At 71.2% G+C, this 21,968-nt stretch carries 11 protein-coding genes; 5 read left to right on the top strand and 6 right to left on the bottom strand.

Features of this window, described 5'->3' with window-relative positions; translation table 11 throughout:
- Positions 1-15 precede the first annotated feature (15 nt).
- Positions 16-1,407: an ADP-ribosylglycohydrolase family protein gene (locus ACRYMY_RS04895; RefSeq protein WP_432546148.1), complete on the bottom strand. Its 1,392-nt coding sequence runs from the start codon at positions 1,405-1,407 to the stop codon at positions 16-18.
- A gap of 70 nt (positions 1,408-1,477) precedes the next feature.
- Between ACRYMY_RS04895 and ACRYMY_RS04890 the strand changes: the two genes are divergently transcribed.
- Positions 1,478-2,110, top strand: a complete 633-nt coding sequence (locus ACRYMY_RS04890; protein WP_432546147.1) for an NUDIX hydrolase — start codon at positions 1,478-1,480, stop codon at positions 2,108-2,110.
- A 31-nt stretch (positions 2,111-2,141) separates the two neighbouring features.
- On the opposite strand, the gene ACRYMY_RS04885 is transcribed toward ACRYMY_RS04890, so the two are convergent.
- The 5 genes from ACRYMY_RS04885 to ACRYMY_RS04865 form a co-directional block, all read right to left on the bottom strand.
- Complete coding sequence (locus ACRYMY_RS04885; protein ID WP_369068375.1) at positions 2,142-2,402, bottom strand: hypothetical protein; 261 nt, start codon at positions 2,400-2,402, stop codon at positions 2,142-2,144.
- A gap of 716 nt (positions 2,403-3,118) precedes the next feature.
- Positions 3,119-6,205 carry a DUF3427 domain-containing protein gene (locus ACRYMY_RS04880; protein ID WP_432546146.1) on the bottom strand — a complete coding sequence of 1,029 codons (3,087 nt, stop codon included), beginning with the start codon at positions 6,203-6,205 and terminating at the stop codon, positions 3,119-3,121.
- 171 nt (positions 6,206-6,376) lie between these two features.
- Entirely contained in the window at positions 6,377-8,638 is a 2,262-nt protein-coding gene (locus ACRYMY_RS04875) for a DEAD/DEAH box helicase (RefSeq protein ID WP_432546145.1), read from the bottom strand.
- Positions 8,635-9,993, bottom strand: a complete 1,359-nt coding sequence (locus ACRYMY_RS04870) for a BREX system ATP-binding domain-containing protein (RefSeq protein ID WP_432546144.1) — start codon at positions 9,991-9,993, stop codon at positions 8,635-8,637. Before ACRYMY_RS04870 ends, ACRYMY_RS04875 begins: the two co-directional genes overlap by 4 nt.
- On the bottom strand, positions 9,990-11,435 hold the full coding sequence (locus ACRYMY_RS04865) for a hypothetical protein (protein ID WP_432546143.1): 1,446 nt from the start codon (positions 11,433-11,435) through the stop codon (positions 9,990-9,992). Before ACRYMY_RS04865 ends, ACRYMY_RS04870 begins: the two co-directional genes overlap by 4 nt.
- 174 nt (positions 11,436-11,609) lie before the next feature.
- Between ACRYMY_RS04865 and ACRYMY_RS04860 the strand changes: the two genes are divergently transcribed.
- The 4 genes from ACRYMY_RS04860 to ACRYMY_RS04845 all read left to right on the top strand — a co-directional run bounded on the left by ACRYMY_RS04860 (position 11,610) and on the right by ACRYMY_RS04845 (position 21,941).
- Positions 11,610-12,071 carry a YDG/SRA domain-containing protein gene (locus ACRYMY_RS04860; RefSeq protein WP_432546142.1) on the top strand — a complete coding sequence of 154 codons (462 nt, stop codon included), beginning with the start codon at positions 11,610-11,612 and terminating at the stop codon, positions 12,069-12,071.
- Positions 12,072-12,463: 392 nt separating this feature from the next.
- The gene (locus ACRYMY_RS04855; RefSeq protein WP_432546141.1) at positions 12,464-14,725 is read left to right on the top strand and encodes a HelD family protein; all 2,262 of its coding nucleotides are present in this window, start codon (positions 12,464-12,466) and stop codon (positions 14,723-14,725) included.
- Positions 14,722-20,136: a DUF3320 domain-containing protein gene (locus tag ACRYMY_RS04850; protein WP_432546140.1), complete on the top strand. Its 5,415-nt coding sequence runs from the start codon at positions 14,722-14,724 to the stop codon at positions 20,134-20,136. The genes ACRYMY_RS04855 and ACRYMY_RS04850 overlap by 4 nt, the downstream gene beginning before the upstream one ends.
- Positions 20,133-21,941: a TerD family protein gene (locus ACRYMY_RS04845; protein ID WP_432546139.1), complete on the top strand. Its 1,809-nt coding sequence runs from the start codon at positions 20,133-20,135 to the stop codon at positions 21,939-21,941. The genes ACRYMY_RS04850 and ACRYMY_RS04845 overlap by 4 nt, the downstream gene beginning before the upstream one ends.
- The last annotated feature ends 27 nt before the right edge of the window (positions 21,942-21,968 follow it).

The raw sequence follows: 21,968 nt of genomic DNA, 5'->3' as shown, positions 1-21,968 counted from the left end.
CGGCCGGCGGATCCCTCAGCCCCGACGCGCCAGGTCCTCCAGCGCCGCTGAGAAGCTCCCGTTCCACGTGCCCAGGTGCGGCCACACCGCCGCCACCCGCTGCGTCGCCTCCTCCGCGCTGAGCCCCTCCTCGCGCACCAGCCAGGCCCGCAGCACCAGCCCCGTGCGGGAGGCGCCCGCGTGGCAGTGCACGAGAACCCGCCTGCCCTCGGCGCGCAGCGCGGCCACGTCGCCCAGGACGTCGTCGAGGACGGTGGCCAGCTCGGTGTTGCTGTCGTCGTCGGTGAGGTAGGCGAAGCGCTGCACCTCGTGGCCGAAGCGACCGCCGGTGCGGCACAGCGAGACCACCGCGAAGTCGCGGTCGCTGCGGCGCGCGCCGTCGAGGTCGGCCGCCCACACGCCCGGGGCGACCTCCGTGGCCGGCAGGCCGGCGGTGGCGGCCGGCTCGTGCAGGCGCAGGTGGCGCGCGCCGTCGAGCTGCGCGGCCAGCAGCTGCAGGTCGCGCAGTTCCCACGTCCGGTCCGCGAACCCCGGGACGTACTCGTGGAGGACGGAGGTCCAGCGGACCGGGATGCCGGTGATGCCCGCGCGGGCACCGGCGAGCGCCCCGGTGACGCAGGCGACGGTGTCGGTGTCGCCGCCGAGGTCGACCACCAGGCGCAGCGCCTCCTCGAACGTCGTCGACCTCCGCAGCGCCCACAGCGCCGACCCCAGCGTCGGCCACACCGCGCCGTTGCCCTCGGTGGCGTCTTCGGGCCTCCAGCCCGGGTCGCACACCCGCGCCCACTTCGTCCGGTGCTGCTCCGCCACCAGCGGCAGCGCGCCGGCAACGGCGTCGTCGGCGTCCCCGCCCCCCAGCAGCACCCGCAGCACCTCGTGGAACAGCGCGCACCCCTCGCCCGCCGCGGGGTCGCCGTGGGTCAGGGCGCTGATCCGCCGGGCGGCGTCCATCGTCACCCGCTGCCCGGCGCGGGCGAAGAACAGCGCCGCCGGGGTGGCGCGCATCAGCGAGCCGTTGCCCGCCGCGCGGTGCCCGGCGCGCACGTGCTCGGCCGCCGCTGTGTCCCACGGCAACCCGGAGCCCAGCACCGCGGACGTCTGCACCCCGATGTCCGGCGGGCCGGCCTGCGCCCAGCGCTGGAACCGGCCGAAGACGTCGGCCTCGTCCAGGCCGTCGCGCTCCAGCAGCGACTGCGCGAGGAGCAGCGCCGTCTGCGTGTCATCGGTGAACTCGCCCGGCTCCCAGCCCAGGGAGCCGCCGCCGCACATCTCGGTGGCGGTCCCGCGCGCGGCGGTGGGGAAGCGGGCGCTGAACGCGCCCGGCGGGCCGAACTCGAACGGGGCGCCCAGGGCGTCGCCGACGGCGGAGCCCACGAGGGCGCCCATCACCCGGTGCTGACGGTCCACGGCCGCCTCCTCAGTCAGCGCAAGATTGAGACAACTCGACATTAGCGCACATCTGCGACAACATCGAGGGGTGGACGCGGACCTGTCGAGCTACGTGCGCCCGTCCGTCGCCGTGGACACCGTGGTGCTCACCGTGTCCCCCGGCGGCGACCTGCGCGTCCTGCTGGTGCGCCCGCGCGACCCCCGGCACGGCGACTGGGCCCTGCCCGGCACGTTCCTGCACGAGGGCGAGACCCTCGCCGACGCGGTCCTGCGCTCGCTGCGGACCAAGGCCCACGTCGAGGGCCTGCGCCCCCGCCAGCTGCACGTCTTCGACGACCCCCGCCGCGACGACCGCGGCTGGGTGCTGTCGGTGGCCCACCTCGACCTCGTGCCCTGGGAGCTCCTCGGCGACGCGCCGGAGCGCGACGACGTGCGGCTCGCCCCGCCGGACCGCACCGGCCCGCTGCCCTTCGACCACGCCGCCGTCGTCCGCCTCGGCGTCCAGCGCGCCCGGCAGGACTACGCCACCGCCCCCGACCCCGCCGGCCTGCTCGCCGGCCCCTTCACGCTGCGGCAGCTGCAGCAGGTGCACGAGGCCGTCGCGGGCGAGGCGCTGCCGCGCGACACCTTCCGGCGCCGCGTGGAACCCGCCCTGCGGGCGACGGGGCGGATGAGCAGCGGACGGGTGGGGAAACCGGCCCGGCTGTTCGAGCGCCGCTGAACCGCAGCCCGCGCGCCGCGCCAGCGCACGGTCACGCGGCGAGCCCCTCGAGCCACGCCACGACCTCCGCCGGCAGGTCCGCGCGACGCCGCCACGACTGCTCGACGCCCGTCACCGACCGGGTCCAGTGCCAGGAGCGGTGCGCGCAGACGTAGAAGTCCACGGGCAGGTCGAAGTGGTGCCACGCGTTGGCGCGGCGGAAGACGAGGACCGCGGCGTTGCGGTCGGCGGCGTAGACCTTGCCGCAGCGGCAGAGCCGCACCCGGTCGCGGCGGACGCGCTGGTGGGACATCGGGTCTCCTCCCGTCGTGGTGGGTGGGGAGACCGTGGGGGACGGGTCCGACACGAGAGGGTTGATGTCGATGGAGTACGGACAAGCCCGTTCCGTTGCGCTGCAACCTCTGTGCTGACGGTCAGCGTGTTCGGATCCTCATCGGGGGCGCGAAAGTCCACTCGTCCGGCGCAGTGCGAGACGGTCGCGCCCCGGCGATACCTCTGAGCTCAGCGTCGCACGCATCGTATTGATCTCGAGAGCTGGCGCAGGGCGCACCGTGCGCGACCTGTCGAGCGGGGACCAGCGATGTCGATCTCCCGGGAGGACCTCAGCTCACTGGGAGCGTGCTGAGCGCCCCGGCTCCTGCTGTGGAGCCGGGGCGCTCAACACGACATCACCAGCGAACGCCGGCCGAAGCGGCCTCGGCGGCCACGACGACGAAACCGCTGGTGACGAGCGTGATGGCGGCAGTGCGAATCTTGGTCCTCAGGGACATGGCGATCTCCTCAGTTGACGCGGAGCCCGGCCGAGGCAGCCTCGGCCGCGACGACGAGCAGGGACGACGCGGTGACGGTGACCGCGACAGCGCGAACCTTGTGCTTCAGCGACACAGTGCCTCCTCGGTGTGACGAGCAGTGACAACACTGTGGACGAGGATCACGGTCGCCGTCCTCCGAACGGCGCAACTGCCCGCAACTCCCGTGCACCTGGAGATCGGCGGCGATGCCGGCGGTTCACCCCGCTGCGACGACGGCTGCCTCCGCGTAGAAGTCCGTCGGCATGAGGTGCCGCAGCCGCCACGTGATCGCGATGGGCTTCTCGCCCACGTGGCTCACGTGGTCGACGGGTCCGAGGAACAGGTACGGCTCCGTGCCGAGCTCACCGGTCTTGGCTTGCCGAGCGAACAGCACGACGTGCGTGCCCCGCTCGCGGTGGTGCACGTACCGCTGCCCGGTGGCGGAGGCCAACGTCGTCCGCGACTGCGACTCCCAGTGGAACAGCTCCCGCGTGATCGGGTAGTCGCGGTACATCGTCGTGGGGGAGTACTCCGCTTCCGACTTGGCGAGCGTGACGAGCAGGGCGTCGGTCTGGTGCTCCTCGGACCAGACGACGCCCTCACGGAACTGCACCGGCGGCCGCTTCGGGGTGACGAGGCCGAGCCCGGAGACGATCTCGTCGCGGGAGTACCGGGCGTGCACGGCGAAGGGCAGGTGGGCGAGGGACCCGGTCAGCTCGACCGTGGGGTGGCGGGCGCTGTCGTAGGCGATGTCGACGACCTGCCGCATCTCCTCGCGGACCGCCTCGTCGTCGGCGAGGGCGGCGAGCGCGGCACGGGCGTCCGCCGGAGTCCGCGACGGCCACAGCGACGCGGCGAGCATCGCGGCGAACCGCTCCTCCACCGCGGACACCTCCCCGTCCAGGACCTGCCGGTAGGCCTCGGCGCGGGAGCGGTCGTCGACGTGACCGACGGCCGCCACGCGCTTGAGCAGGACCGACTCGGCCGCCCCTGCCGCGGGGACGTCGAGACCCGCCACCCGGCAGAGCGCCGTCCACGACCGGTCGCCCTTGACGACGTCGCGCAGCGTGCGTCCGGTGTGGCCGAGGAAGCCGGCGAGGTCGCGCGAGCCGTGGGCGCGGACCTCGCTGACGAGGGCGGGGGTGCGCGGGTTGAGCTGGCGGCGCAGGTTCGTCAGCACACGGTCCTGCACCACGCGGTCGAGGACGATGGAGCATCCGGCCGGCAGGAACGGGAAGTCCTTCTCGACCGCGTCGACGAGCTTGCCCCGAGGCACTCCGGTGAGGGCGTGGAAGCGCTCGTCGAAGCGGAAGTCCTCGTGCTGGTGGCCGACGAAGTCGAGGGCCGTCAGCACCGCCTTGCCGTGCGCGGTCCGCAGCCCGCGCCCCAGCTGCTGCAGGAAGATTGTGGCCGACTCCGTGGGCCGCAGGAACAGGACGGTGTCGACCTCGGGGATGTCGACGCCCTCGTTGAACAGGTCGACCGCGAAGAGGACGTTCAGCTCGCCGGCCTTCAACCGTCGCAGCGAGTCGGCGCGGACGTCGGCCGCGGTCTCGCCCGAGACCGCCTCCGCGGCGATGCCCGCCTCGCGGAAGACCCGAGCCATGTACTGCGCGTGGGCGACGGACACGCAGAACCCCAGTGCCCGCATGCCGTGGACGTCGCCGACCCGTCGCTCCAGCTCCCGCAGCACCACCCGTGCGCGGGCGTCGTTGCCGGTGAAGAGCCCCTCGAGGCCCGCGGTGTCGTAGCGGCCGCGGGTCCACCGCACCGCGGTCAGGTCGACGTCGTCGTTGAGGCCGAAGTAGTGGAAGGGCACCAGGAGGTCGTCGGCGAGCGCGTCCCACAGCCGCAGCTCCGTGGCCGTGCGCCCGCCGAACATCGCCAGCACGTCCGCGCCGTCGGCGCGCTCCGGGGTCGCCGTGAGGCCCAGCAGCTCCACCGGGCGCAGCCGCTCCACGACCCGCCGGTAGGAGTCGGCGGGGGCGTGGTGGCACTCGTCGAGCACGACGACGTCGAAGGCGTCCGGTCCCACACCCAGCAGGCGCTCGCGGGACAGCGACTGCACGCTGGCGAACACGTGCCGGCCCGACCGCGGCCGCTCCCCGGCGACCAGCAACTCCCCGAACTCCCCGTCGCCCAGCACCTGCCGGTAGGTCAGCTGCGCCTGCTGCAGGATCTCCCGCCGGTGGGCGACGAACAGCAGGCTCAGGCGGCGACCGTGCTGCCGGCACAGCTCGCGGTAGTCCAGGGCCGCCAGCACCGTCTTGCCGGTGCCCGTGGCGGCCACGACGAGGTTGCGGTGCCGGTCGTGCAGCTGCCGCTCGGCGGCCAGCTGGTCGAGCATCTCCTGCTGGTGCGGCCGCGCCGTCACCTCGATCGACGACATGTCCACCGGCGCTCCGGCCCGGCGCGCACCGCCGGCCTCGCGCAGCGCGTCGTCCAACCGCTGCCCGTCGACGTCCGGCCGGTACGTCAGGAAGGCCGGGTTGTCCCAGTAGCTGGCGAAGGTGGCCTCGAACGTCGCCAGCGGCGCGGGCGTGCTCACGCCCGACAGGCGCACGTTCCACTCCAGCCCCTCCACGAGCGCCGAGTACGACAGGTTGGACGAGCCGACGTAGGCCGTGTCGTAGCCGGTGGCCCGGTGGAAGATCCACGCCTTCGCGTGCAGCCGCGTCCGTGTCGTCTCGTAGATGACCTTCACCTCGGCGCCGTAGTCGCGCACCAGCGCGTCCACCGCGCGGCGCTCGGTGGCGCCCATGTACGTCGTCGTGATGACCCGCAGCGGCACGCCGCGGTCGTGCAACGCGCGCAGCTCCGCGTCGAGAAGCCGCAGACCCGACCACTTGAGGAACGCGCACAACAGGTCCACCCGGTCGGCGCTGGCCAGCTCGCGGCGCAGCTCCGCACCCAGCGCCGGCGCACCCCGCGCGTTCGTCAGCAGCGCCGCGTCCGACAGCGGCGTCGACGGGCGCGGCAGCCGCCCCGTGGCCAGGCCGCCCGGTGCTGTCACCTCGTACAGCTCCTGCACGCGTCCCTTCTCGTCCACGACCGGTGCGGCCCCGGCCCGGTCCAGCAGGGCCAGCACCTGGCCGGCGAGCGCCCGTTGGTCTTCGGCGCCCAGACCGGTGAGGGCGGTGCGCAGGGCGCCGGACAGGTGGCGGGTGAGGACGTGGGCCGTGTCCTCCGGGTCGACCGGTCCGAGGACCGTCCCCCCGGGGTGGGACGCGGAACGGTCGCGGAGGTCGGACGTCCAAACGGCCTCCCACAGGCCGGTGGGGAGGTCGTCGTGCGCGGAGGTCACCTGATCGATCTTGCCGCAGAACGCCTAGTTGTAGACAAGTTGGGGTGACATCGTTAGCGGGAGATCATCCGAGTGCAATGCTTGATCCAGTGTCACTGCCACTAGATCAAGCAGCAGACCCCCTCGCCCATGTGGCCTTGGTCGGCCTGAGCTGCTCCTCGTCGAAATCCTTTACGGACGAGACCCTAGAGCTGCCTGGAGCGTTCGGTGCGCAGATGTCACGTCGAACGAGCGCAGGGAGTGATCGAGGAGCTTGAGGTCATCAGGCAGGTAGTGGTCGAACTTCCCGAAATTCGTGTTCACGCTGCCTGAATTCAGTGACTCCAAAGAGGGCGGGCCGCTCATGAGCATCGCGCTGAGCGCTCGCTTGACCGGCGCTTCATCCTCTGCAATTAGAACCCCCACTGCGTTGGCGTCAACAGGAGTTCCCGGATGAGCCGAAGACCACCACCGCGCCACCGTCTGCAGTTCTCGATCGCCGGTCCACAGGGCGATGAAGGTCCCTTCCGGAGTATTGACGACAGAGCTAGCGTCCAAGCCCAGCGAGGAGAACGTGGCCTGCCCTTCGATCAGCTGCTGATGGCCGGCAGTGTCCAAGTAGTTGAGATCAATGTCCCGACCGTAGATTGACCGCATCTCCTGGCGCACCCGTCGGTGTACGCGGCCAAATCCTCCGAGGTACTTGGGAACTTTGCCTGACGGGTGAGGAACCACGTCGATGGTCCAACCTGCCTCGTAGACCTTCACGACCTTCCAGGAACGGCCAGCCAAGCTGAAGGAAGAACCTTCAGCGACACGATGAGTGACCGGTAGAGTTCCGACCTCGCTGTCCCCGTGCCTGACGATGTACTCGGCCGGCGTGCTGAAGGCAGTCACGAAGTCGCGACGACCCACCACCTCGTGACCCGCCTCTCCCAGGACGATGAGAGCGCCTCGCCCTTGACGAACGAGCCCCTTGCGAGCCAGGTGCTGCAAGAACAGACCGAATTGGTTCGCAGTGATGCGGTCCCAAGGTCCTCGGGCGCACAGTGCGTCGTACATGGAGGCGGCCGAGCTGCCCCCCCCACAACAACGTACGAGAACTTGCTGCACGAGCGTCGACAGGTTCAAGGGCTGCATGTCGGGTGGCTCGACCCAACCTGCGCTGCGGATCAGTTCGACGACAGCAGCGCTCTCCACGAGGTTCGAGCGGAGGAGGGAGCTGATCCGCTCTGCACCCTGGCGCTGACCAGCAGCTTCAAGACTGTCCTCGACGACGTGCACCTGCAATGAGGGCCGGGTCCCCTCCCTCCTTCCACTACGTCCGAGCCGTTGCCGGAGAGCTGCAGCGGACGAGGGACTCCCCAGCTGCACCACGACGTCCAAGTTGGGTAGGTCGACACCGAGCTCCAGGGTGCTGGTCGCCACGATTACCGTGTCGATCTCCACCTGCATGGCCCGTTCCGCCGCGCGGCGTTCCCCAGTCGCCAGGGAGCCGTGGTGAGCGAAGTACCTCTCTGCTTTGGCTGTGCCGGTGACTTGGCGGTCCTTGAGCAGGAGGCACATCTCTTCGACTGAAGCCCGACTCGAACCGAAGACGAGGCTACGGCGACCACGCGTTCGCTGGTCGACGGCTCTGGCGATGTCGAGCTGCTGCCCTTCCGCCGTCAGGCGCACTTCCAAGTCATCTCCAGCGTGAAGGTGCGATGCTGTCGCGACGGAGGGCGCCGTACGCGTGTGACCCGCTACTAGAACGTCGATGTTGGACGACGAGGCTCCTCCGACCTGCACCACTTCAACCGCATCAGGGGCAGTTGGTCGGATGAAGCGGGCCATGCTGATCAGATCTGAGACTGTAGCGCTCAGGGCGATTCGTGGGATCCGCCTACCTACCAGCTCTTCTACTCCGTCCAAGACGGCTTGCAGTTGAGAGCCGCGATCCGTACCCGCGAAAGCGTGTACTTCGTCGATGACGACGAAACGCAGGTCGCGCAGAAGCTCGGGCAGTTCGGGGGGTCGTCGGACGAGCAACCCCTGCAGCGACTCAGGGGTGATGAGCAATGTCCGCGGTGGATGCTTCAACCACCGCGTCTTCTTCGTGTGCGAGACATCTCCGTGCCAAGCGCCGACAGAGACGCCCAGGTGCGCGCCGTAGTGCTCCAGCCGAGTGCGCTGGTCATCGATCAACGCCTTGAGCGGGCTGACGCCGACGATGGACAGTCCGGCTCTCACATCCCCCAAGATCGTCGAGAGGGCAGGTAGCCATGCGGCCTCGGTCTTGCCGCTGGCCGTCGTCGACACGATCAGAACGTCGCGCTGCCCTGCCACGACGAGCGGGATCGCGGCAGCTTGAACAGGACGTAGCGTTCGCCACGACAAGACGTCGGTGAGCAGGTGCTGCACCTTCGGGTGAAGGTGCTCGAACGCCTCTCGTTGAGCCGTTGCAGTGCTCACAGGCGAAACCCAGCGAGTTCTGCGGAGGACTCGTGCGCTGAATGAGCGTGAGGGTTGAGCGGCTCGGGCGCCGAGGCCGTCTCCATCTGCGGAAGCGAGTACCCGTCGACGCGAGCGTCTTCGTCCGGCGCAACGGTGACGATCTTCAACAGGTCCCTCCACTCCTTCTTGCGATTCTGGTCCAAGATGTTGAGCAGGTGGAGCCAAGTGCGGGTTGCTTCTCGCGGGCTGACCCTCGTGATGCCGCCCAGCTGCTCCGATGCTTGTTGCATGAAGGCGTGCAGAACCTCCTCCACTTCGCCGCGGAGAGGATCTCTCTGTCCATTGCTGCAGTAGACGGAGTGCACGTTGAGGAGAAGGACGAAGAGGTCTTCGCGGTCGAGCGGCTCGAGGTCGATGACTATCCCCGAAGCGTCGCGCAGGCCTGCTTCCGCGTAGGGGTTCTCGCCCAGGCGTTGCCGGAGCGCGCCGTAGCTGTACAGACCGGTCGTGTTGCTGCGGACGAAGTCAGGCGTTCCGGCGAAGATGACGCTCAGCCCGGCAGCTTGACCCGTGAGCAGACTGTTGATCATCGTGAGGATCTGCTCGTAGTTCATGTTGCGGGTGGCTCGGTTGAGTCGCGTGAGAACAGCCATCTCGTCGACCTGGATGTGCAAGCCGCCGTAACCTGCGAGCATCACCAGCTGTGCGAACAGGCGCCAGGAGTTGAGGAGTTCGCCGTCGCCGAGGAACGCGTCGACGCCGATGGCTCGTCGGGCTTCTGTTCGTGACGAGTACTCAGCGCGGAACCAACGGAGGACGGCTTCTCGAGTGGCATCGTCCGAGCGCTGCGACGCGTGCCAGTACGTCATGACGACGCGCGCGAAGGCGAAACCGCTCTGGAACTGGTGCAGCGAGGTCAACCGCCGGGTGACAACGGCCTCCAAGTCTTGACCAGCATCCTGAGCTTGCTGACGGCAAGACGCGAGGAACCGCTCCAAGACTTCGGCCAGAGCGCCGCCCTCAGGTTGAGTACGGCTTCCCATCGAGGCCACGAGGGCTGAGTGCAGCGAGCGCACCTTGCCGCCCGTGCCGTACAGGCGAGCGTCTTGGGTGATGTCGGCGCTCATCGTCACCAGTCCTGCACGATGAGCTGCGCCGCGTGTCAGCTGGAGGAAGAAGCTCTTACCGGCACCGTAGTCCCCGATGATGAATCGAACAGCGGAAGAGCCGCTCTTGGCGAGCAGGAGGTCGCTCGTCACAGCCTCGACTTCGTGCTCACGACCGACCTGCAAGTGCTGCAGTCCTCGGTTGGGAGCGATGCCAGCCTGAAGAGCGCGCAGGATGGTGGTGCGATCGAGCTTTCGGATGTTCATGAGCCGAGGACCTCCTTGGCGGCGTCGGTGTCGACCCACAAGTCGTCACCCGAGATTTCGAGGAGCTGCTGGTCCTCGGTGAGGGAGCTGGCTGTCCGGTCGTTGATCTCACGGACAGCGTCCAGTGGCACGAGGCCGGCTGCGAGGGCACGGGCGCGCACGGATGCGAGGCGGTGGTAGTCCGACTGAGCGAGGTAGCTCAGCAGGTCCCGTAGCGGACCCGTCAGCCCCGATGCTTCTCCAGTTCCTTGGCTCGATGCGTTCAAGACGTCCTGGGCGACGATCGGGCCGGCATCGGCATCGGCATCGGCATCGGCATCGGCCTCGCTGAGCGACTCCAAGAGTGCCTGAGCCCGTTCACTGGCCAGACGCTTCTCGCGGATGCGCTCAGTGTCCAGTGGTGTCGGTGCCACAGCGTGTCCTTCGCTCGGCGCCACCGGTGGAGTTCCCGGGGGAGAAGCCGGCGCGGGTAGCTTCATGGTGGCGCGCGTCAGCCAGGTGTGGGCGAGGGACACGACACGTTGGTCGCGACCGTGCGCTCGGGTGTCCTTCAGCCAAGCAGCGATGATGGTGGCTGAACGTGGATCCTCGGTGAAGAGCTGGCTCACGTCGCGCACGCCACATCCGCGGCGCAAACGCACGGTGCCGTGCGCTTCGAGGTGGGGCAGGTGAGCTTTCGGTACCATCGGGATGGCTGACAGGGTGCGCATGGCGATGATGAGCAGTGACCCGTCCAGGCGGTTTCCGTACCCTTGCGCGCTCAGCGCATCGAGGTAAGTCGTCCCGCGTCGGAACCACCAGTCCTCTGCGTCACGCGGAGTGCCACTCACGTAGACGAGGTGGGCTCCTTCCTGGTCGGCGTGCTCGGTGATGAACCACCCGCGGGGGAGGCGTCTTTGGAGCTCGTCGAACGTGAAGTGGCCGTTCAGGTGAACGAATCGACCTCGACGGTCGACTTGCTCCAGGAGGCGACCCACCGCTCCCGCTGATGCACCGCCGAGGGTGAGGGTTGGCTTGAGAACGGCCGGTTGGGAGTCGCCGTCAGCGGGCGCTGTCGGCGGACTCGCAGGATGTGCCTGCTCAGACGGCTCGCCCTTGTCCAAGGGAATGTGGTGGTCGTCGCGGGTTGTGGTTCGAGCGCCGGCTGCCGTAGAGGAGGTTGCCTCGACGGAAGCGGAGTTGTGCGCGATGTCGGTCGGCTGGTCGGCTTGGGCAAGTCGAGTGGCGATCGCCTCGATGCGGGTCAGCGCGCGGGACAGACGGCTGTCCAACTGGTCCGACTGGGCGAAGAGGTCTGCGATGATCGATGTGCGCTGATGCTCGGCAGCGGACAGGTCTGAGCGCAGCTCGGTGATCCGGCGATCACACGCACGGAGAGCGCTCAAGAGCGAGTACCGGCCCTGCCGGTCCGCAACCAGCTCCGCTCCGCTGGTTGGCGTCACCGCTGTCATCTCAGTCCTTAAGTGCGCGGGAAGGCGGTACCTCGCCGCCTGTGGCTGTACTAGAGGATCGGACGACGATGAGACGCCTTGACCCGGCTCACCCATTCGTACGATGTCTTCGGCAGGTGTGGAGCCTTGGCCAGGACGACCCGGTTGGATGGAGGTCAAGCCGACATGCGGTACTTCGGCGCTGTTGACGGTGTTGCAGAAGGCGCGCTGTTCCCCGATCGATCATCAGCGGCTCGGGCGCGGGTTCACCTCCCGAACATGGCTGGGATCAGTGGGACGAAATCTGAGGGTGCAGATTCCATCGTGGTCAACGGCGGGTACGAGGATGATGTCGACTTCGGCGACGAGATCGTCTACACCGGCGCGGGCGGCAATGACATGAACACCAAGAAGCAGGTCGCAGATCAGACGTTCGATCACCCGGGAAATGGTGGCCTCGTTACAAGTCAAGAGCGTGGCCTTCCGGTGCGCGTGGTGCGCGGCTTCAAAGGTGATCCGTTCTTCTCCCCGCCGAAGGGGTACCGCTACGACGGCCTGTACCGGGTGGTCGAACATTGGAGCGAAACCGGCTTGTCGGGCTTCCAGGTCTGCCGGTTCCGGCTCAAGAAGTTCGTCGAGAACTCTTGAAACTCCCGCGCTCGCCGCAGGATCGGTCCGGGTGGACATCGGACCGCCCCGGCGAGCGCGCGGCACGGCACTGATGTGCGGCTCGATTACTCGTCCGCACGTCCGGCCAGCTCACGAAGTGGTGGGCGACCGGGTGTGTTGATACCACCGCTGTGCACATCGTCTTCTGGGGGCTTGACGGCTTTCCTGTATTCGTGAACACCCAGGTCGACGACCGCGCCCCCCTTTCGAGGGGCGCAGGATGGCGTGTTGCCCCACCCGAGTGATGTGACCACCCCACAGCACAGCTGATCCGGATGAATGCCGATGTGATCTGGCCACCGGTCACACCGTGTCGCCACCTGTGTCGGACTGGCCTGCCACGATGGGTGAGAGGTGAACGACGGGGGGTCGTGACGGTGCAGGTGCACGCGGAGCAAGAGGCTGAGCAGGCGTACTTGGACGAGGCGTACCGCTGCCTGGACCAGGGGCACGCGCTCGCTGAGCGCCACGTCGCCCAGCACCAGGCCGGCGACCTGGCGGCGCACCGCGCCATGCGGCGGGCCCTGGCCATCCTCAAGGACGCCAAGGGGCAGGGGCAGCTCATCCACGGCCGCCTCGACCGCCCCGGTGAGGACCCGCTGTACGTGGGGCGCCGGGTGGTCTTCGACGAGGACCGCGACGTGCTCGTCGTCGGCTGGCACGCTCCCGCTGCGGAGGCCTTCTACGCGGCGACGCCCGACGAGCCCGGCACCGCGCAGCTCAAGCGCACCTTCGTCGAGGAGGAGCGCCGGCTGGTGCGGCTCATCGACGAGATCGTGCGCGGCGGTGCCGGCGCGGCGACCGCGGTGCCGTCGGGCGACGCCGTGGTGAGCGACGCGCTGCTCGCCGAGCTGGACCGCTCTCGCGACGGCGCCATGCGGGACGTGGTGGCGACCATCCAGGCCGAGCAGTACCGGATCATCCGGGCTCCGCGCGACGGCGTGCTCGTCGTGCAGGGCGGGCCCGGGACGGGCAAGACCGTCATCGGGCTGCACCGCGCGGCGTGGCTGGCGCTCAACGACGAGGAGCTGCGCCGTCAGGGCCTGCTCATCGTGTCGCCCAACGCGGCGCTGCTGTCGTACACCAGCGGGGTCCTGCCGACCCTGGGCGTCGCCGACCTGTACCAGACCGACGTCGCGGGGCTGTACCTCGGCGAGGCCGCGGAGCGGGGCGTCGACGAGCCGCTGGCCGCGCGCGTCAAGGGCTCGGAACGCATGGCCGAGGTGCTGCGCCGGGCGCTCGCCGCACGCATCGGGTGGACCGGGCAGGACCTCGTGCTCAGCGTCGGACCGATGCGCGTGGTGGTCCCCCGCGCCGAGGTGGAGGCCCTGCTCGACGACGTGCGGCGGCGCCGGCTGAGCCACGCCGACGGCCGGGTGATGGTCCGCGAGCGCCTGTCCGCGCTCGCCTTCGCCGCCTACCAGCGGTACTCGTCCGATGCGGGCCGGCTCGTCGCCGTCAACGAGGTCGCCATCCGCCGGCTGGCCGCGTTCACCAACGCGGTGGACCGGATGTGGCCGACGTTCACGCCGGAGGAGTTCCTGCGGACGCTGTTCGGCACCCAGAGCCTGCTGGTCGCCGCCGCCGAGGGGGTCCTCACCGCCGAGGAACGCGCCTCCCTGTTCCGGCCCCCCACGGCCTCGATCGGCGAGGAGCCGTGGACCGCGGCCGACCTGTTCTGCCTCGACGAGCTCGCCGGCATGTTCGACGGCGACGACACCCGGTACGCGCACGTGGTGGTGGACGAGGCCCAGGACCTGACGCCCATGCAGGCCCGTGCCCTGGCCCGGCGGTGCCCGTCGGGCTCGTTCACGGTCCTCGGTGACCTGGCGCAGGCCACGGGGTCGTTCATCCGCGACCGGTGGGAAGAGCTCACCCGGCACCTCGGGGGCGCTGCCGCACCGGTCGAGGCCTCGGTGGAGACCTTGCGCTTCTGCTACCGGGTGCCCGGCTCCGCGCTCGACCTGGCGGCTCGTCAGCTGCCGCTCATCTCCCCGGACCTGCGGGCACCGACCGCGGTGCGGCCCGGCCGGCTGGAGCCGGTCGCCACGTGGGCGGAGGAGGGAGAACTGCTGGAGCAGGCGCTGCTGGCCGCGCGCACGGCCGTGGAGGCCGGCGCGACGACAGGTCTCCTCGTGCCCGACGCGCTCTACGACGAGCTGATGGACGTGGCGGCCCGCAGCGGTGGTGGCGTGGGCGACGGCCGTTCCGGGGACTTCTCCGCGGACCTGTCCGCCGTCCCCGTCACCCTGTCGAAGGGACTGGAGTTCGACGCCGTCGTCGTCGCGGCGCCCGAGCGTGTCGTGGCCGACCACGAGCACGGCCGCAGGTTGCTGTACATCGCCCTGACCCGGTGCACCCAGGAGCTGCGGCTCGTCCACAGCGGTGACCTGCCCGAGGGGCTGCAGCACCTCGACCTGCGCGCTCGAGACGTCGTCCCCGAGGCCGGCCCCATCGCGACCACCGAGGAGGCGCCGGAGGGGCCGGTGGTGGTTCCCGCCGACGACCTGGTCGCGCTCGTGGGGCGGCTCAGCGACGAGGATCGGCAGCTGGTGCACGACCTGGTGCTGCGCCTGCTGCGGAACGCACCCGGACCAGGGGCACAGGCCGCCGTGAGCGGCGAGGAGGCGTGAGCGTGGACACCCGCCTGCAGGAGGCGATGCACCGCCAGCTGGAGCAGTGGCGCGAACGTCTGCTCGACCTGACCCGCCGCCAGCGGCTGCTGTACTTCACGCACGTGCGCACCGGGTCGCTGGAGATCGACCACCCGTCGGCGTCCGACGTCCTCGCGCTGGTCGACGCCGACCGCGGGACCCTGGTCGCCGAGGGGGTCGGGCTCACCGTCTCCAACAAGACGGAGGACGAGCTGCCCGGCGCGGGTCGGCGCATCGCGCAGAAGGCGCAGCAGGACTTCGCCGACCGCGGCGTGTGGACGCTGCACCTCGGCCTGGGGATGCTGCAGTGGGTCGACCCGTTCGACGGCAAGCCCGTGAACAGCCCGCTGATCCTCGTGCCGGTCCAGCTCACCCGGCCCGCGTCGAACGCGCCGTACCGCGTCAAGCGCGCCGAGGATGCGGTCGTGGTGAACCCGGCGCTGCTGCTCAAGCTCGAGCGCGACTTCGGCGTCCAGCTGCCGGCCGTGGACGAGTTCTCCCCGGACGTGGCCAAGTACCTCGCCCAGGTCGACGCCCTCGTCGCCGGGCGCACTGGGTGGTCCACCTCCGAACGCGCCGTCCTGACGAACTTCACGTTCCAGAAGGAGGCGATCTACCGCGACCTGGAGGAGAACGCCGCCCAGATCGCCGAGCACCCGCTGGTGCAGCTGGTCGCCCTGGGTCCCCACGCCCCCGCGGCACGCGAGCTGCCGTTCGAGCCGATCGGCGACGACGCCGACATCGACGCCCTCGTCCCCCCGGAGTCGATGCACACCATCCTCGACGCCGACTCCAGCCAGCGCCGCTGCATCCTCGCCGCCCGCGACGGCAGGAGCTTCGTCATGGACGGTCCTCCCGGGACCGGCAAGAGCCAGACGATCGCCAACATCATCGCCGAGCTCATGGCGGCCGGGCGCACCGTCCTGTTCGTCAGCGAGAAGGCCGCCGCGCTCGACGTGGTGCACTCCCGCCTGAAGGACCGCGGTCTGTCGAACTTCCTGCTGGAGCTGCACAGCCACACCGCGGGACGCCGCGAGGTCGCGCAGGCGTTCGCCGCCGAGCTCACGGTGCGACCCACGACGCGAGCCGGTTTCGAGGCCACCGACCGCAGGACGCTCGTCGACGCGCGGCAGCGCCTGAGCCAGTACGCCGCGGCGATGAACGAGACCCGGGAGGGCCTGCAGCTGTCCCTGCACACCGTGCTGGGGCAGATCGCCCACCTGGAGGCGTCGGGGCGTTCCGGCAGCGCCGACCCGGCGGCGGGACGGGACCTCACCGCGGACCGCCGGGCCGACGCGGTGGCCGCCGCGGCCGCGCTGGCGCGCTCGTGGCGTCCGGTCAGCGAGGGCGAAGACTTCCTGTGGCGCGGGGTGGACGCCGATACGGCCGACGGCCGTCTGCTGGAGCGGCTGCGGACGACCACGCTCGCCGCGCAGACCGCCGCCGAGCACCTGCGGGCACGGGTGCGAGCCGTGGACGACGACCTGCCCCTGGGCCTGCCCGTCGACACCGACGGTGCCCGGCGGCGCGCCGAGCTGCTGCGGGCGCTGGAGGACTTCCCGCCCGTGCCCGGGGACTGGCTCACCCGGGCCGACCTGGGTGCGGTCGAGGAGCGCGTCCTGGAGCTGCAGGAGCTGACGGAGGCCTTCCAGCGGACCGCGGCGCGCGCCGTGGAGCTGACCGGCGAGCGCTGGGCGGAGGTCGACGCCGACGAAGCGCCCGTGCTCGGCGCGGCGCTGAGCCCGGCGACCTGGGCTCCCGCGGACACCGCCTCGGCGGCCGAGCTGCGCCGGCTGCACCAGGTGGCGGCCTCCTGCCCGCAGCAGGCGCTCGACCTGCGCGACGACGCCCGCCGGCTGGCGTCGCTGCTCGGCATGCCCGTCGAAGGCCTCTCGCTGCGCCGGATCGCGCGCCTCGCGGACCTGGGCCGGCTGGCGGAGGAGACGGCGTTGCCGGAACCCGCGTGGCTGCACCCCACGGTGCAGAACGCGCTGCAGGAGAGCCGCCGTGTCCTGGAGCAGCTCGTCGGTGTGGTGCGCCAGCGGCAGGAGGCCGTCGCCGCCGTCTTCACCCCCGACGTCCTGGAGCTGGACCTCGTCGGGCTGCGCACCCGGTTCCGGGAGACCCACACGGGTCTGCGGAGGTTCTCCGGCGCCGCCCGCGCCGACAAGGCCACCCTCAAGGCGGCGACCGTGGCGCAGCGGGTCACCAAGGAGACGATCGCCCAGCTCGACGAGGCCGTCGAGTGGCAGAGGGCGGAGCGCGCCCTCTCGGCCGGCGCCGACGAGCACGCCGGTCGCCTCGGCGGCTACTGGCACGGGACGGACACCGACTTCAGCCGCCTGACCAAGGCGGTCGAGACGGCGCTGACCGCGGTGCAGCTCGCCGGCGACGAGGTCGACCCCCGCGCGCTCGCCGGTCAGCTCAGCCGCGGCGCCACTCCCGATCCGCACCTGACCACCGTGGCGCGGCGCGTGGCGGCCGCGGTCGACACCTGGCACGCCGAGCTGGCGGCCGTCGCACCGGAGGCGGTCGACACCCTCGTCGACCTCCCGCTGGAGGACCTCGCCGAGGCGGGCGTCGCGCTGGCCGACCGCACCGCCCCCGCCGCCGGTGTCCTCGAGGCGGTGGACGCCGTCGCGGGCCGCGCGCTCGGCCTGGCCGAGTGCCGGCAGGCCCTGGAGGCCGTCGGTGCCGCGTCCTCCGCGCAGGCGGTGGTGCTGGACACCTACGACGCTGACGCCCTCCTGCTCGGTGACCTCTACTCCGGGACTGACACGCAGTGGCCCGCCGTGATGTCCGCGCTGGACTGGTGCACCCGCGTGCGCGAGCTCGTCGGCGGACCCGTCCCGCCCTCCGTCGTCGAGCACCTGCGGCATCCGGCCCTCGGCGCCGACCACGTCGCGGACCCGCTGCGTCGCTGGACCACCGCCGTCGATGCCCTCGCGGCCGAGTTCTCCGCCGACCGCGCCGGCGAGCTGCGCGCCGAGCTCACCGGGTCGCTGGACGCGGCCCACGAGCTGCTCGAGGACATGGTCGAAGCGGTCGACCGCGACGTGCCGGAGTGGTGCGACTGGGTCACCCGCCGCCGGGCGATGGCGGGGCACGGGGTCGGCTGGGTGGTCGAGGCGCTCGTCGCCGGTCGAGCACCCGCCGAGGCGGTGCCGACGGAGGTGGAGCGAGCGCTCCTGGTCGCGTGGGTCGACGCCGTGGCGGGCGCCGACCAGCGGCTGCGCCAGTACCGCGCCCACGACCGCGACGCGCTGGTCAGCACCTTCCGCCGACTGGACGGCGAGCTGGTCCGCAACGCCCACGCCGCCGTCGTGCGGGCGTGCGCCGAGCGGCGCCCCCGCACGGTCGTCGGCGACGCCGGTGTCATCGTCCGCGAGGCGGAGAAGAAGACCCGGCACCTGCCGGTCAAGGAACTGCTGACCCGCGCCGGCGGGGTGGCGCAGCAGCTGAAGCCGTGCTTCATGATGAGCCCGCTCGCGGTCTCGCAGTACCTGCCGCCCACGCTGCGCTTCGACGTCGTCATCTTCGACGAGGCGTCCCAGGTGACGCCGTGGGACGCCGTCAACTGCATCTACCGCGGGAACCAACTCATCGTCGCGGGCGACGAGAAGCAGCTGCCACCGACGGCGTTCTTCTCCGCCAGCCAGGAGGACCAGGAGGAGGACGACGGCGCCGACGAGCTGCTGGAGGACTTCGAGAGCGTCCTCAAGCAGTGCAAAGGTTCCGGGGCGATGACGGCCCTGCCGCTGACATGGCACTACCGCAGCCGCCACGAGGACCTCATCACCTTCTCCAACGTGCGGTTCTACGACAGCGAGCTGAACACCTTCCCCGGCGCCCGCTTCGATGCGCCGGACCTCGGCGTCGCCTCCTACCTCGTGCCCGGCGTCTACGACCGGGGCGGCAAGCGCGACAACGCCATCGAGGCGCGTGCGGTGGTGGACCGCGTCGTGCACCACCACCGCGAGCACCCGAACCTCACCGTCGGCGTGGTGGCGCTGTCCACCCCGCAGGCCGAGGCGATCGAGCGGGAGCTGGAGCGTCGCGCCGACGACGACCCGAGCCTGGAGCCGCTGCTGGACCGCAGCGACCGCCTCGGCGGGTTCTTCGTCAAGAACCTCGAGAACGTCCAGGGCGACGAGCGGGACGTCGTCATCTTCAGCGTCGGCTACGGCCCGGACGCCGCGGGCAAGGTGACGATGAACTTCGGGCCGCTGACGAAGAAGGGCGGCTGGCGGCGCCTCAACGTCGCCGTCACCCGAGCGCGCCGACGGGTCGAGGTCGTCACCTCCCTCACCCACGGGCAGATCACCCCGGGCGCCAACGAGAGCCACCAGGCGCTGCAGAAGTACCTGCACTTCGCCGACCGCGGCCCGCAGGCGCTGGAGATCGACCTCAGCGGCAGCCTGGGCGACGCCGAGAGCCCCTTCGAGGAGGACGTGCTCGCCGCGATCCGCGGCCTCGGTTACGAGGGCGTGCCGCAGGTCGGCACCGCCGGGTACCGCATCGACATCGCCGTCAAGCACCCCGACGAGCCGGGGGAGTACCTGCTGGGCGTCGAGTGCGACGGAGCGGCCTACCACTCGGCGAAGGCGGCCCGGGACCGCGACCGGTTGCGGCAGGCCGTCCTGGAAGGGCTGGGCTGGCGCATCCACCGCATCTGGGGTCTCAGCTGGTACCACGACCGCGCCGGTCAGGTGGAGCGGCTGCGCCAGGCGATCGAGCACGCGCTGCGCGGGAACCCGCTGACCACCCCGGCTCCGGCACCCGTGGCCGCCGAGGTCGTCGTCGAGGAGGTCGACCTGGCGGAGCGTCCCTCGTGGGCGGTGCCGTACGAGCGCTTCGTCGGCGGCCGGCGCGCGGCCGGGCAGGACCTCGCCTCGCCCGAGGTGCGCCCGCAGCTGCGCCACTACCTCGAGGAACTGCTCACGGTCGAGGCCCCCGTGCACGAGGAGCTCCTGCTGCAGCGCTTCCGGGAGGACTGGAGCGTCGGCCGCCTCGGTCACCGCATCCGCGCCAACGTCCTCGACACGCTGTCGGGGATGTCCGTCGCGGGCGACCGGGTGCAGCGCAACGAGCGTGGTTTCTACAGCCACCGGTCCGCCGACGTCGTGCGCGTCCCCGCCGGCCCGGGGACCGGCACTGATCGGCCCGTCGAGCACGTGTCGGTCCGCGAGGTCCTCCTCGCGGTGCAGCACACCGTCGCCGACGCCGGCTCGATCGGCGAGAAGGAGGTCGTCGACCAGGTGCGCCGGCTGTTCGGCTGGGGTCGGGCGGGCAGCGACGTGGTGGCGGCGGTCTCGGGTGCCGTCCAGCGACTCGTCGAGCGCGGCGACCTGACCCGCTCCGGCGGCGACCGGCTGGTGGTGCGGCGGTGACGACCACGACGCCCGACCGGCTCCCGCCGTCCGTGGCCGCGCGCTACCCGCACTCCTACGCGGTGGTCGACGTGGAGACCACCGGCCTGGTGCCCGAGGTCGACCGCGTGCTCCAGCTCGCCGTCACGCTCCTCGACGCGCACGGCGCGGTGGAACGGTCCTGGTCCACCCTCGTCGACCCGCAGCGCCACCCCGGTCCCGTGCACGTCCACGGCATCACCGCCGACCGCCTCGCGGGCGCGCCCCTGTTCGCGGACGTCGCCGGAGAACTGCGCCGGCTCACCGCCGGGCGGGTGGTAGTCGCCCACAACGCCCAGTTCGACTGGACCTTCCTCGTCGAGGAGATGCGCCGCACCCCCCACGTGCTCGACGTGCAGCACCGGCTGTGCACCCGCAACCTGGCCCGCCGCCTGGGCCTGCCCGTCGTCGACCTCAAGCTCGCCACCCTCGCGAGCTACTGGCAGGTCGAGCAGCGCCGCGCGCACGACGCCGAGGACGACGTGCGGGTGCTCGTGGAGGTGCTGCGGCGCTCGCTGACCGCCGCCGACGAGCTGGGGATCGACCTGCCCCTGACCCCGTGCACCACGAGCGCGCAGGCGCTGGCGCCGGTGCGCCGACCCGTCCCCCTCGCGCCGCGGCGCACCCCGCGGGCCCCCCGGGTGGAGTGCCCGTGGGAGCTGCCCGCACCGTGGCGGCCCGGGCAGCCGTTGGTGCAGGGTGCCCGCGTCGTCATCACCGGGGACACCAGGTCCCCGCGCGAGGAGCTGGTGGCGCGCGCCGTGCGAGCCGGGCTGGACGTCAAGAACGGCGTCAGCCGCGCCACCACGCTCCTCGTCAGCGACGACCGCACGAGCGGCACGAAGAAGCAGCGCGACGCGGACCTGTACGGCGTGCCCGTCGTCGACGAGGCGGAGTTCGAGCGGCTCCTCGGCGCGGTGGCTCCCGGACGCGCCAAGGAGCAGCCCGCGCCGTCGCCCGTGGTGGTGCCCGCGGCGCGTCCGCAGCCCGTGCGGACCCTCGGGCCCTTCTCGCGACGACGCGTCCTCGTGCTGGGCGGCCCGCACGAGCGGGCAGCGCAGGTGCGCGCCGAGGTCGTCGCCCGGGGTGGAGCCGCGGCGGTCAACCTCACCGTCACAACCACCGACGTCATCGCCCTGGACGGGGCCGAGCGCGACCGGCGCTGGGTGCGGGTGCGGGAGCGGGGTGTTCCTCTGCTCGACCCGGTGACGTGGAAGCGTCTCGACGGCTCTTCTGTCGAACCGGAGCGCGCCGCGCCGGCGTCGGAGCCGGCGGTCCTGCCGCGCGGTGGCGTGATCGACCTGCCGGCCGACGAGCGGCGCTGGACGCTGGACGTGCAGTGGGGCGAGGCGGCGCACGAGGTCGACGTCGTCGCCCTGAGGCTCGACCAGGACGAGCAGGTGCACGGCGACGAGGACCTCGTCTACTTCGGGGCGCTCGCCACCCCGGACGGCAGCGTCGTCCTGCGGGGGGACACGTCCGGGGAGGCGGAGGTGTCGGTCGATCTCGACGGGCTGCCCGGAGACGTCAGCCGGGTGGTCGTCGCGGCCGCGGCCCCGGACGGCGTGACCTTCGGGGACATCGGCCCGGTCGAGCTGACCCTGCGCGGTGACGAGGGTGGTGTCGCCGCCTCGGCGGTCCTCGACGCGGCCACGGTCGAACGCACCCTCGTGCTCGGGGAGCTCTACGAGCGGAACGGCGTCTGGCGATTCCGAGCGCGCGGTCAGGGGTACGAGCACGGACTCGCCGAGCTGGTCGTGCGCCACGGGGTGGACGTGGAGCAGTGACAGGGGACGCAGCAGAGACAACGGCCA

The sequence above is a fragment of the Kineococcus haloalkalitolerans genome, assembly GCF_050871905.1.
Classification (GTDB): Bacteria; Actinomycetota; Actinomycetes; order Actinomycetales; family Kineococcaceae; genus Kineococcus.
The sequence above is the reverse complement of the archived record's forward strand: the minus strand, read 5'-3'. Positions and strand labels throughout refer to the sequence as shown.

What these genes read in the sequence shown, in the direction of transcription:
- ACRYMY_RS04860 (WP_432546142.1), top strand. Translation starts at nt 11,610, where the DNA reads ATGCGGTACTTCGGCGCTGTTGACGGTGTTGCAGAAGGCGCGCTGTTC.
- ACRYMY_RS04885 (WP_369068375.1), bottom strand. Translation starts at nt 2,402, where the DNA reads ATGTCCCACCAGCGCGTCCGCCGCGACCGGGTGCGGCTCTGCCGCTGC.
- ACRYMY_RS04870 (WP_432546144.1), bottom strand. Translation starts at nt 9,993, where the DNA reads ATGAACATCCGAAAGCTCGATCGCACCACCATCCTGCGCGCTCTTCAG.